General features: G+C 66.5%; 8 protein-coding genes and 2 pseudogenes. 6 read left to right on the plus strand and 4 right to left on the minus strand.

The features are described from left to right. Positions 1-558: 558 nt before the first annotated feature. The 4 genes from OHS57_RS00410 (at position 559) to OHS57_RS00425 (ending at position 5852) form a co-directional block, all read left to right on the plus strand. Positions 559-987 (plus strand): inositol monophosphatase family protein, encoded by a 429-nt coding sequence (locus OHS57_RS00410; protein WP_328580493.1) that lies wholly within the window; start codon positions 559-561, stop codon positions 985-987. Positions 988-997: 10 nt separating this feature from the next. Further along, a complete protein-coding gene (locus tag OHS57_RS00415; protein WP_328580494.1) occupies positions 998-1312 on the plus strand; it encodes a hypothetical protein in 315 nt (104 codons plus the stop codon). A 62-nt stretch (positions 1313-1374) separates the two neighbouring features. After that, on the plus strand, positions 1375-2259 hold the full coding sequence (locus OHS57_RS00420) for a CU044_2847 family protein (protein WP_328580495.1): 885 nt from the start codon (positions 1375-1377) through the stop codon (positions 2257-2259). Continuing rightward, complete coding sequence (locus OHS57_RS00425; protein WP_328580496.1) at positions 2256-5852, plus strand: trypsin-like peptidase domain-containing protein; 3597 nt, start codon at positions 2256-2258, stop codon at positions 5850-5852. Before OHS57_RS00420 ends, OHS57_RS00425 begins: the two co-directional genes overlap by 4 nt. Positions 5853-6196: 344 nt before the next feature. On the opposite strand, the gene OHS57_RS00430 is transcribed toward OHS57_RS00425, so the two are convergent. Then, positions 6197-8893: an ATP-binding protein gene (locus OHS57_RS00430; RefSeq protein ID WP_328580497.1), complete on the minus strand. Its 2697-nt coding sequence runs from the start codon at positions 8891-8893 to the stop codon at positions 6197-6199. 555 nt (positions 8894-9448) lie between these two features. On the opposite strand from OHS57_RS00430, the gene OHS57_RS00435 reads away from it, so the two are divergent. Beyond that, positions 9449-10894: a leucine-rich repeat domain-containing protein gene (locus OHS57_RS00435; RefSeq protein ID WP_328580498.1), complete on the plus strand. Its 1446-nt coding sequence runs from the start codon at positions 9449-9451 to the stop codon at positions 10892-10894. A 1025-nt stretch (positions 10895-11919) separates the two neighbouring features. Here the strand turns inward: OHS57_RS00435 and OHS57_RS00440 are convergent. Both OHS57_RS00440 and OHS57_RS00445 read right to left on the minus strand, forming a co-directional pair. Then, positions 11920-12042: pseudogene (locus OHS57_RS00440) on the minus strand (Ku protein); the annotation flags it as partial. A 44-nt stretch (positions 12043-12086) separates the two neighbouring features. After that, positions 12087-12275, minus strand: a complete 189-nt coding sequence (locus OHS57_RS00445) for a hypothetical protein (RefSeq protein ID WP_328580499.1) — start codon at positions 12273-12275, stop codon at positions 12087-12089. Positions 12276-12370: 95 nt separating this feature from the next. On the opposite strand from OHS57_RS00445, the gene OHS57_RS00450 reads away from it, so the two are divergent. Next, complete coding sequence (locus tag OHS57_RS00450) at positions 12371-12508, plus strand: hypothetical protein (RefSeq protein WP_328580500.1); 138 nt, start codon at positions 12371-12373, stop codon at positions 12506-12508. Positions 12509-12653: 145 nt separating this feature from the next. On the opposite strand, the pseudogene OHS57_RS00455 reads toward OHS57_RS00450, so the two are convergent. Then, positions 12654-12842: pseudogene (locus OHS57_RS00455) on the minus strand (DUF6221 family protein); the annotation flags it as partial. Between the last annotated feature and the right edge of the window lie 3 nt (positions 12843-12845).

Genomic DNA, 12845 nt, shown 5'->3' on the forward strand with positions numbered 1-12845 from the left:
GGCGAGGCGTCGACAGGCGCCGCTCGCGGCGCGAGACAGCCGACTGCCGTCAGCGCCGACCGCGCCGCGCCTCCTGGATGTCCCGCATGTGCTGAGCGTCCCGCTCCTCAGCACGCCGCCCCGAGCGGGCCAGCAGAGGCCCCATCAGTACGTACACCCCCGAAACGAGCAAGCACCGGGCTACAAAATCCCACCCCCACGACGTGTCGCCCACCCACGTCATAGCCACGCTCGACACGACGCCCGTCGCCACCGCCGCGCCGATCCACCTCCACCATCGCCCCATACCCGGCCTCTACCCCGGGCACCTCTGATCACTGACAGACCGTCATCAGACGTTGCAGACCCGGATGGTGTCCGCGCCGGACACGGACGGCCCCCTGGCGCCCGGGCGCGGTCACTATCTTGCGGAACTGGCGCGGATTCACGCCCGTGAACGGGATTAACCAGGACGGCGCACACGCCGTGATCACACCAGCCATACAGGATCGTCTCTCCGTGGTGGTGCGGCCGTACCGGGACTTGATCACGAAAAAGGCAACGTGAAGAGTGTGCGGCATGACGGACTCAGCGGACCTGGCGCTGGCGCGTTACCTGGCCGAGCAGGCCGAGGGGATTGCCCGGCGCTACTTCCGTGCACCCGGCCCGGGCGCCGAGACCAAGGGCGACGGAAGTCCGGTTACCGAGGCCGATCGGGAGATCGAGCGTGCTCTGCGTGCGTCGATCCGTGCCGAGCATCCCGGTGACGCGTTCATCGGAAAGGAGTTCGGCGCCCATGGTCGCGGCAGCAGCCGCCATTGGGTCATCGACGCCATTGACGGAACAGCGAGCTTCATCGCGGGCGATCCCGAATGGAGCACCCTCATCGCCCTGGAAGAACACGGCACCGTGACCGTGGGCATGGTCTCCGCCCCCGCACTGCGACGCCGCTGGTGTGGAGCGGCAGAGTGTGCCCTGGGAAGCGGTTCTCGTCCCCGACCGTGCTGACCCCGCCCGGGTGCCCGTCCCCCTCGCCGCCGATGCCCAGGCGCGCGTTCTCGAGCTACCCCGTCCGGTCGGTGCCAGCGCCGCTCGCAATCTCGACCTGCGTACCGTCACCACCCTCAATGTCTGCTACAGCGACGACAGCCTGGCCGTCCGCCAGCGGCGGATCACCGAAACCAGACTCGGCCGGGTCGCGGGGCTGGATCGTCGGCGCGACCACAACCAGGCGCTGCCCCACACCCCCGGGCACACATCCGCCAAGCGCCGTGTCGACGTACTGGACCGGCCCCGAAGGCCGAAATCCCGCTGGGCCAGACCCTGCTCCTGACCCGCACCGACCTGGTCATCACCGCAGGCAGGCACGGCGCACTGCCCCAGGGCGAAGACTTCATGATGGTCAACGGCGTCACCTCGCCGGCCGCAGGCGAACTCCTGCCACACGCCATCTCCTACGACTGCCGGCACCCTGCCCAGATGACCGCCGCCGAGGGGGTTCCAGGACCTCGAAGGCGCTTCCCGAGAGTCGTCTCCCGGCACGGCCGCGAACTACACACAGCGTTGGCCCTGCTGGGCACTTGCTGGTTCCGCAATTCCGTGGACATTTCCGCGATCATGGACATCGGTAACGATCAGCAGGTGTCAGTTGTCGGCTGTGAACGAGCTTCCGGTTTGGGCGGCGTGTTCTTTCCGCACCGTTCAACTATGGCTGTACGACATCCCAGGAAGAGCCGTAGCGACCGAACCCTTGTGACTCTCACCCGGCGCCTGCGCACCCAGCAGTTCGAGCGCTGTCACCAACAGCCCGCTTTATTGATGCGGCTGTGGACGTCCCTGAGTCTGTGCCACATCCTTGGAGGAGAGCAATCGCAGGACATGCGAGCAGCCACGGCAGCACACAGGGGGGACCAAATGGCCAACGCCACAGATAAGGAGGGGACCGCACGGGAGGAAAATACAGAAGTGCTCGTACCGGTTCTCATCGAAGGCCAGAAAGTCTACCTCTCCGTACGCGACCTGCGAACACCGCAACATGCGCCGGGCGCGGAATCAGAAATCGCCGCGCATCGCCCGACACTCGATGAGGCACTCGACGGACTGATGGGGCTCGTGCGAGTGATGGGTGCACGCCTACGGCAGAGCGACGCCTCTAAGGTGACCATGGAGTTCAGCTGCGAATTCGCTCTGGAGTCCGGTACGTTCGTCGCGGTTATCGGAAAGGCTTCGACCAAGTCCGCCTTCGGTGTAGCACTGGAGTGGGAGAACCATCCGTCATGACACAGTCCGGACGGGGGCCAACGCCCACGGAGCTGCTCAGCGCGGCAACCGTGATGCTCACCGTCCAGGACCGCACCGGAGAGACCTCTCAGGGCACTGGTTTTCTCATCACGCCGACCATTCTGGCCACGTGTGCCCATGTTGTGGAGCACGCACTTGATGAGCCAACCGCTGAAGTCTCCGGCCGGATCACCGCCTCGGGCCGTGAACTGCAGCTAAGACACATGCCGCACCGAAATTTTCGGGACAAAGACACTGGGATGGACCTGGCATTGCTGGACGTCATACCACGCCAGCCCGGACTGCCCCTGGAGCCAGCGCTGTTGTGCACCGCAGCAGAGGTCAAGGACGCGATGTGGACGTTCGGACATCCAGCAGGGCGTTTCAGAGAAGGCGAGCCGGCAACATTCGCCTTTGAAGGTTACGCTTTCCTCAGCCACGATCCTGATCGGCGTGTTGGATTGCCCCGGCTTAGGGGCACACCGGTCACTGGCGGCTTCAGCGGCAGCGCAGTGGTCAGTGCCCGCACGGGTGCGGTGTTCGGGATGCTCGTCACCTCGGATAGCAGAGGGAGTGCCCACATGATCGCCGCTGCCGACATCCTTGATCGTTGCCCGGAGGCAGCGCTGTACAGCGGGAGCCGCCCGAAGCGCTCGGCGTGGATCGAAAGTCTCACGGACGATCAGATCCGAAACGGAGGGTGGGAATATCCCGGGCCTCTGTTGAGAGCCTACCTGGCGGCGGTGCGGAAAGCTGCAGATGCCGTACGCCCGTTGGCCATGCCACGAGCAACGCCTGCGCCAGCACTTTCCTCGGTCTATGTCCGGCAACGCGCCGAGACGAAACCCGAAAGCGCCGGAGCCGTTGACGCCGCGGCAGGGACCGGCAACGTATTTCCCGCAGAAACACTGTTCCGGTCCAACCGCGACGGTGTGCTCCTGGGTGGGGCAGGGGCCGGCAAGTCGAGCCTGCTACGGATGGGCTCCAGACTTCTCGCGGAAGGGTGGCAGCGGGATGAGGAACGCACCGCGGTTCCCGTACTGATCGAGGCCGCCGAACTGATACCCCACAGGCCAATCCCCGAGGCCCTGGCCGCTGGTGTCCAGGCGGACGGACCGGTGGCCGACCTACGGCGCGACTGGCCGGCAGAGCTCTTCCGTCACGCCCCTGCACCCAACGCGCGTTGGCTTGTGCTCGTTGACGGCCTGGACGAGATCGTGGATGCCTACCAGCGGCAGCTGGTTCTGGAGAAACTTCTCCGTTGGCGTACGCGGGAAGACACAAAGGTCACGCACCAGTTCTTGGTCGCGACACGCCCACTGCCCGACGCCGAGTGGCAACGGACCGGAATCCGGAACTGGACGCAGCACACGTTGCTACCGCTGGACCCTGCACAGTTGCCTGCATTCGCTGAGGGCTGGTTTACAGCCCTAGCCATGGGCAACCCCGCCGCTGCCTCCGCGCGTTTCATGTGGCAAGTTCGCATGGCAGGGCTGGAACCGATGGCTACCGTGCCGTTGATGGCAGAGATGCTGTGCCAGCTGTTTGCCGACCATCCGAATCAACCGCTACCCGCAGACCGCATCGCCCTGTACGAGGCGTACTTGGCGCTGCGCTACCGAAGCTGGAAGGCCACAGGCCACGGAACTCCCCTCGCCGAGATCCATGCCACCTTCTTGACGCAGCGCGGCCCAGACGCCGCGAAATCCGCCGTGCAGCTCTATGGCGAGATACCTGATCACATCGGCCGACTCGCACTGACCCGTCACCACGGCGACCCGAGCAACGCAGTCGGCCTTCTCGTCGACTGGACGGTTGCTCACAGCCATTCCCTACCGCCGGAGGAGCGATCGACCGTCATCGCTGAAGGTCTGCGCCGCAGCGGCTTGTTCACCAAGCGCGGTGACGACTTCGATTTCCTTCACCAAACACTGCTCGATTTCATCGCCGCACAACACATTGCAGCAGATCCCGCACTCACCCGCCGAACCCTGAAGGACCTATTTGGCCCTTGGTGGTACCGGTCCCGCCGTTCCCCTCCCAGGACCAATGACTCCTTCACCCGCTTCCTGCTTCACGCGCTTCACCGGCAGGGCAGTCCTGTCATCATCCGACTTCTTTACCAGTGGGCGAGTGATCCGGAAGGCGCTCGGCTCATTGCGGCGCTAGCCATGGATGGCGCCCAGCTGACGCCAGCGCTCAGGGATACAGCGAGCGACACCATCATCGAGCATCTCCCCTGGACTTATGACGGAAACGGCCGACTGGAGGCTGCGCACGCGTTGGCAGGGCTCAATGATCATCGAGCCGCCGACGAGTACGCCGACCTCGCCGCAACGCGCGTTGACCTGCATTGGACTCGCATCCGAGCCGCAGAGGCGCTGGAAGCCCTCGGAGACCCACGTGCAGCGGACACGTTCGCCGACCTCGCGACCGACACGTACATCATGGCCATGTGGCGCAGTGTCGCCGCAAAGGCCCTCGCACGACGAGGCGATAATCGGACACCGACGATCCTGCGCGACCTCGCTACGTCATCCTTCCTACGCGAGGAAGAAATCACAGAGATGATCAACGCACTGGCCGCGCTGAACGACGAGGCAGTCCCGGACTTGTTGGAAAGCCTCGTTACCGACACGAAAATCGCCGGTGGCCTGCGCCTGGACGCAGCCGAGGCACTGGCCCGGAAAAGAATCCCCCACGCTGCCGGCCTGCTTGCCCATCTGGCCACGGGATATCAACTCAGTGATTCCGGGCGCTCACGAGTACTGCAGATTCTTACCCAACCCGAAACAGTAGGCGGGACCGACGCGCTCGGTGACCTGGCCACCGAGATAGCCCAGCACCCCGCCCGCCATAACGACGGTCTCTGGGAACCTATTCTCGCAGTGTTGGGGAAGTCAGCTGACCCTCATGCCACGGATCTGCTCATCGGCATCGTCGGCAACACTGACGCCCCGCAGTACATGCGAGCCGACGCCGCGGAGCAGCTGGGCGAACGAGGTGACCGCCGCGGCTCCGAGATACTCGCGTCACTCTGTGCCGACACAGACGCCCGCGCCGAATACCGTGTCCGTATCGCAGCCGCACTGGCTCGACTCGCCGACCCCCGCGGAGCAGACACCTTAGCAACAATGCTCGACGACCCTTGGGTTGAGCAGGACACTCGTACCGACGCGGCGCTGGCGCTGGCAGATATTGGGGACCCACGCGCCTCTGATGCTCTTGCCCACGTCTGCGCCGAAGGATCTCCATCGCTTCAAGCGGCGGTACGCCTGGCTGAGTTGGGAGATCCGCGGGCAGTGCAGCCGCTCGCGGTCCTTATTGAACGGACGGACGGTGAATGGCGGAAGGGTCCCCGTAGGCGCGGCTACTTCCCACCTGACCCGTTCAGATTGCGTTGGTGGTGGGATCGGATCGACGGAGCAATGCATGCCCTCAGCGCTCTCGCTACAGAGGAGGCAACTCAGGCGCTGACCAATCTCGCCTTGAGCAGTGCACTCACCCACGGCGTACGGGTTCGGGCCGCAGAAGAGCTCGTACGGCGAGGTGACCCCCAAGGCGGGCCCGTTCTTGCAGCCCTAGAAGGATAGCTCCGACAGCGGAATTACGAATCCGGCTGGCGGGCAGGCTCGAGATCGTTGGCACAGGCACTGCAACAGGACAAGCGGACCGTACCGCTCACTATCCACACGGGCGCGCTGAGATTCGCCGCGTCCCGTGAGACATGTCGAGAGCTCGCTGGTCAGAAGCGCCAGTACGGCATTTCAGGTGATCACTTTGTCGCATCGCGCGAAACGGATCGAGGACTTCAGTTTCTGCAGGTCACCGAGGACTGGGGAGACCTCCCGCTTTCACCTGTTGCTGGGGACCGCTGGCGTCTCCGGGCGCTGCACACACCGCAGCAATACCCGGTCAGTGGGCGCGCTGGAATCGCTCACTGACGGCGGCGGAAGCGACGGGCGCGGGGTGCGGGGCGGGTGAGTGTCGTGGTTAGTTCGCTGTCGGCAAGGTCGGGGAAGGGCATGGCGGCGGCGTGGTGATGAATTCGGGACTGCTGGAGGGCGTGCAGTACGTCGTTGCGCAAGCCAGCGGCGCCGTAGAGGCGGGCCAGGCGGAAGCTGGCCTGAGCGGCTCCGACGTGGTCGAGAGGGCCGGCGAGGGCTTGCTCTGCCAGCGTGATGGCGTCGCTGAGGCGGTTTGCCTCGGCGTGCATCAGGGCTTGCACGGTCAGTGCCCTGCTGCGCCCCCGATGGTCGCCGCAGGCTTCGGTCTCCTGAAGCCCGCGGCGGATCAGTTCGGCGGCAGAGTGATCACCCTCGTAGAGCGCCATGTCCGCCAGCCCCAGGGTCGCCCAAGTGTGCCCGCGGTGGTCCCGGACAGCCTGCAGGAGCTGAGCGGCGTGCTCGTAGTGGATGCGAGCTGCGGACCACCGCGAATCCTGTGCGCGACGGCTTATGAGGTCGCGCCCCGGCCAGGGGCCTGCGTACCACCGGCGAGGGAGCGGGCAACCGCCCACCGTGCTCTCCTTCTCGGTGTCGCCGCGGGTGCGCAAAATCCAGCCGACACCGCGGCTTTCCTCGTTGCCAGCGAACAGGGCCTCCGCCTCATCGAGTTGGGCGAGGGCTTCGGTGTAGTGAGCATGGTGCCGGCTGATGACCGCCTTTTCCCTCAGGGTCCAGGCCAGCCCGCGCTCAAGCGGCAAGGCCCTGAAGAGCCTCTCGGCCGCGTCGAGCGTTCGCTCCGCATCCCGCAGCGCGCCCTGCTGTCGTTGCAGGATTCCCAGGTTGCCCAGGGCGTCGCTCTCGCCATGTACGTCCCCCGAACTCTGGAAGAGAGCGATCGCTTCGCTGAAGCACTCCGCGGCCCTTCCCACGTCACTGCCGCCGGCACGCAAGGCTTCGCCGAGGTTGCGCAGCAGCGCGGCACGGGCCCCGCCGTCCCCCAGACGGTCGGCCGCGTCCAGAGCGAGCTCATGGACCTGGTTGCTGATGTCCCAGCGCCACTGATGCTCAAGAGCGATACTCATCGCGTCGGTGATTTCCCAGCACAGCTGCCACCACCCGCGAGCGTGAGCGTGGGCGACAGCTGCCACTAGCACGACCCGCTCGGCTTCGAACCACTCGACGGCCTCCCACACGTCACCCACCACAGCCTCCTCCGGTGGCGGACGATGGACCGCCCCGTCACGGCTGCTGTGCCGGGCACCGGAAGGCCGCAACTGTGCGTCGGCTACGTCGGCCGCGCTGAGGAGAGCACCCAGAAGACGCTGCACCGCGCTGTCGACCTCGTCGACCGGCTGCTGGGCCGCCCTCTCCTTGGAGAACCCGCGCGTGAGATCGTGCAGCACGATGCGTTGGCCACCTGTCTCGCCGCGGCGAGCCTGTACGAGATGCACCAGCAGCAGTCCCTCCAGACACGCGTCGGCCGCATCAGCGTCCACGTCCAGCAAAGGCGACAGCGCCCAGGCAGGCAGGTCGGGAGTGTCCAGGGCCGGCAACAGTCTGAACGCACGCTGCTGCAAAGAAGGGAGCGCCTGATAGCAGGCGAGGAAGACCGCGCGCACGCTGCGCTCGCCCAGGCTCAGCACATCCAGCCGCCGATGATCGTTGGCGAGATCGCGGGCGAACGAGCCCACTGTACGCGCGGGAAACGTGGCCAACCGCGCTCCCGCGATGCGCAGGGCCAGCGGGAGCCCGCCGCACAGACGGACCACGTCGCGACCTGCTTCGGGGTCCTCATCCACCCGGTCCCTGCCGCCGACCCGTCTCAACAGATCCCAAGCGGTGCCTTCGTCCAGCCCCGCCAATGCGATGCGCTCACTCACGGCAAGCGTGGCAAGTACCTGGCGGCTGGTGATCAGGACCGCGCACGAAGACCCACCCGGCATCAGCGCACCCACCTGCTCTTCACTGGCTGCGTTGTCCAGGACGATCAGGACACGTCGGTCGGCCAACTCCGTGCGGAACTGCCGTGTTCGTCCGGCCTCGTCATCGGGGATTCGTCCGCGCGGTACTCCCAGAGCAACCAGAAAGTCACCCAGGACATCACCCACGGCAGCCGGACGTTCCTCCGTCCCGTTCAAGTCGACGAAGAGCTGCCCGTCCGGGAAAGACGGCATCAGCTCATGAGCAGCGTGCACCACGACGGATGTCTTGCCGATCCCTCCCGGACCGTGCACCAGGCACACCCTGCCCCCGCCCGGACGCTCAGTAGCCTCCACCAGCCGCGCCAACTCCCGGCCACGACCGGTGAAGTCCGCCAGCGCCGGTGGCAGCTGACGCGGGATGCTGAACGGTTCCAGAGGAAGGAGAGCGCTGTGGGCGAGGACCGGCGCGTGCGGCGACAGCAGCACCCGCAGCTCCTCAACCCCTTCAGGATCCTGCCCCAAAGCGAGTACCAGGCGGCGCCGCAGCAGAGCCTGTGCAGCCGAAGAGCGGCCCGCCTCCTCGATGAGAGCCGCACCCTCCTCACCGGGCAGCCGCCCGGCGATCCACCGGTACAGCCATCCCAGCCGATCGGCCACCGACTGCTCCACATCCTCCATCGCGCGATCCGCCAGACCGACACCCAGCCTCTTCGCAGACGCAATCGCCAAGGCGACCACTGCCGCCACGAGCTCCTCGACCGACATCGATTGCCCCCCGGTCTACCGCGGTCGCAGCCGCGCCATCCCCCAACGCGCTACCGCCGCCCGACGTCAGTCATACCCAGGACTCCGTCTAACAGCACCTGGGCACTCTTCCAATGGCCACCGGTGACATTTCACGCGGCCCCCTGCCCGAAATTCGCCGTAACTGCGACTCGCGCAAGTTCAGCCGTCCGCGCATCGATTCGAAGGTCAAACCGGGGTGCTGCCCCACATGCCAAGCGCGTCCACGATCGCCATTGCTCCCTCGATCGCCCGTAGGTCGCCGTACGGACCATGCCCCGCCCCGAAGCAGCCCTGCGCACTCAGGATCTGCCGCGGATCCCCCAGGAGGCCGCCCAGGTGCGGCCACGCGCTGCATGGTGACTTAACGACCCAGTTGGACAAAACCTCCGTCGCGGTGCGCAACGGCATGGCAGGATCCTCGCCCACGGGCGGGCATGGAGGGGTAGGCGCGTGAGTGGAGCAGGGGACGCGGTTGGGGCGTCCGATGTCGATCCAGACGGCGGGGGCGTAGTAGCAGCGCGCGGCGAGGGGCAGGTGGAAGCACAGCGGTTGATCGCGGACTGTCTGCGCGAAAAGGACGACGTCCTGGACCTGGGCCGGCTCGGCCTCACCTCTGTACCCGAGTCGATCGGCGAGCTTACCCATCTCTCCCGACTCCACCTCAATGACAACCGCCTCACCGCACTGCCCCCGGAAATCGGCCTCCTCAAACACCTCAGCACGCTGCATGCGGAAGGCAACGTACTCACCGAACTCCCTCCGGAGTTAGCCCGGTTGACCCGGATCAGGTACCTCTACCTGGGGAGCAACCGCCTTACCGACCTCCCGGCGTTCCTGGGCGGCCTCCGGCGCCTGGATGTCATCGAGGTGGACGACAACCCCTTGGTCAGCCCGCCACCCGAGATCCTCGCGGGGGGCCCGGGTTCCATCATCGCCTTCCTCCGGTCGCAGGGGCGCGGCACCGCACACCACTGGGCATCCAAGGTGCTCCTGGTCGGCCAGGGCAGGTCGGGCAAGACCTCGCTGCTCAAAGCGCTGCGCGGGGAGCCCTTCAGTCTGGCCGAGGACAGCACTCACGGTCTTGAGGTGTCCCACCTCCGCCTGCCTCACCCCGATCCTCCCGGGTCTACCGACCGCATCATCATGGACCTGACCACCTGGGGTTTCGGTGGCCAGGACATCTATCATGCAACCCTGCAGTGTTTCCTGACAGACCGTTCGCTTTTCTTACCCCTGTGGGACGCCCAGGTGGGCTGGCAGGAGAGCAAGCTCCATTACTGGCTGGACCTGATCAAGGCCCGCGCACACCAGGCTCCGGTGATCCTCGTCGCGACCCAGCTGGACCCCCGGCCGGCGGACGCGCTCGCCAGTCGTGCTCCTCGGCCAGGGTGCGCCGCCGACTCCACCGCCAGGGGAAACGTCGCCTGGGCGGTGGAGCGGGGCCCCGAAGGGGAGTTGCTTGCGGCGGGTGACGGCGAGGGGCGCCATGGCCACGGCGGTCATGGCTGTTCGCTGCTGGTCGGCGAGGAGGAAGGAGAAGCCGGTGCTGTCGCGCACGGTCAGAGGTGGTGGCGTGCGAGGCTCTCGGCGGCGCGGCAGAGGTCACGTTGGTCTGCGATGAAGTACCGCATGGGCGTGGGTGAGGGGTCGTTGTCGCCTCTGGCGCTTTGCCACGGGTTGCGGCCGGCCGCCAGTAGTCGCTCTGCGGCGTTTTCTGCGGCGCTGGCCAGGCTGGGTTCCAGCCAGCCGGTGCCCTCCAGGGGGGTACGGATGTCCGTGTACAGGATTTTCCACTGGGACCTAACGCGGTCGCGCCATTCCCGCATCTCTGTGTTGGCTTGCGGCCGCGAGCGCAGTCTGGGCCAACTGTCTGCCCGGCGGGCCGGGCAGAGATCGTTCCAGACGTCGAAGAAGGCTGCGGTGGCCGCTTCCCTTTCTGCGCTGTCGCCGGTGGTGCGCTTCATTTCCTCGAGGATCTGACTCATGACATCGAGTGAGGTGCGCAGCTGTGTGAGGTCGTTCACCGCGTACGGGCGGAGCAGCAGCTCTTGGAGGCGGGCTGTTTCTGTCTTCGCTCGGCCTCGGACGCGGGACAGTTGCCGGGCCTCGACCTCGGCGTTGCCGAGAGAGTTGAAGAAGAGGAGCGCGGCCGGGGCTCCGAAGCAGAGGCTGGTCATGCTCGAAATGATGTTGAGACCGAAGTCGTGGCCGTCCCAGCCGCCGTGTCCATCGATCCAGAAGCCCCAGGCGGCCAACGCTATCCCGACGGGGACCAGCACCTTGGCGAAGGTTCGGGTCTGCTGGGGCTTGGTATCCCACCAGTCCCCCACCCGGGAAAACACTCTCAGCACTACGTCCCCCACTTTCCTCTACCGGAATTGGGACGCTAGCGCACGCTCCACCGGACGCACATGCAGTCACGGGAATCACGCCTTGCACACGCGGAGCGGCTGGTCGCCGGGTGGGGTGGCCCTGGTTTCGGGACGTACATTCGGCGGGGTGCCCAGCTCTCCGGGGGCGCATCGACCCGCCACCGATGTCAGCAGCGTGGCCGCGCTCCTTGGATCCGCTCCGTCCCAGATCGGCCTCCGACCTCGCTGCCCAGGGCTGACCTGCCGATACGGGCACAAGGCGCAGGTCGTCTGCTGCGCCTGCCGGGCAGCCGAGCCGAGCCAGGCGGCGTCAGACGCTCCGCTGTCTGATCACTAACGATGAGCGCTGTCCCATGCGGATCTTCGCTGTTGGCGACGTCTGCCGCGGCTCGGTCAAGCAGGTGGCCTCGGCGGCGAGGGCGCCGCGGACCAGCAGATGGACCGCAGACGTCTCGCGCGCTAGGAACAGGGCTGCCTGGCTGACGCTTCCCGCCGCCGATGCGTGGGCTCCACGCCGAACGCCCGGAGGAAGTCGCCGCCCTCGTCATCCGCTTCCTCGCGAGCCGCTTCCGTGACTGACCACGCCGACGACACCATCAAGCCGTTCCGGTCCAGGCGATCAGTTCAGTGGCGAAGCGATTCCGGACTGCGGACCTCGTCCGGCCAATGCATCGAGTACAGCACGAGCGCGTCGGAGCGGATGCTCAGCAGTCCCAGCCGCTCGCGCCCACGGAGAGCGAACCGCCGTGGTGCCACGAGCTGCACACTGATCCAAGGACCGTCAGCGCGGGCGGACGGCCTCAGTCCGGCGCCTGTGTTGGCGTGGGGAACGGTCTGGGATGCTGGGCGGGTGGATCCTTACGCAGGATGCCGGTGATTTCTAAGCCGGTGTCCCGGGTCAGTATGGGCCAGTCGCCGGTCAGGCCCAGTGCCTGGGCGAGAAGAGTGCCGTGAAGGTCGACGGTGGCCTCGACGAGGTCGGCGAGCACCGCAGCCGCCTCACGGCCCCGGATCCACGCAGTGGTGGCAATGACGGCGGCGGCGGGCAGCGCCGGCCACCACCACGCGCACAGGAGCCGGACGCATGGTCCACTCCCTGCTCACCGCCGCACCGGTAAGCAATGTGGCACACAGTCGGACCGGGACCGGCCCGCTGCTCCACATCGGCGGAGCCGCCGGTCTAGCCACACTCGCCCTCACACCCGAACTGGCCGAGCTCTGACCTCTACCGGACATCACAGCTGGGCTTCGACCCGGACAAGTAACTCTGACCGCAACTAAGACTTGTCCCTTAAATGATCTTCAGCGGGTGCAGCTCGGTCCAGCACGCGGCCTTGCTGGGGCTTCTGTTCGTGGGCTGCGCCGCTTCAGGCCCGTGCGGGGTAGTCAGGATGGTCGGTGTAGGGCGAGGCAAGGTCACGCAGGTCGTGACACGGCCAGGGGTCGCGGGCGTGACGGGCCAGAATGCGCCGCTTGGCCTCGATCTCGCGTAGGACGCGGGCCGGGTCGTGTAGAGCCACGTGCAGAGCAATCGTGGGGTGGAAACCGGAAAGGTCAAC

It is taken from the genome of Streptomyces sp. NBC_00370 (assembly GCF_036084755.1).
Lineage (GTDB): Bacteria > Actinomycetota > Actinomycetes > Streptomycetales > Streptomycetaceae > Streptomyces.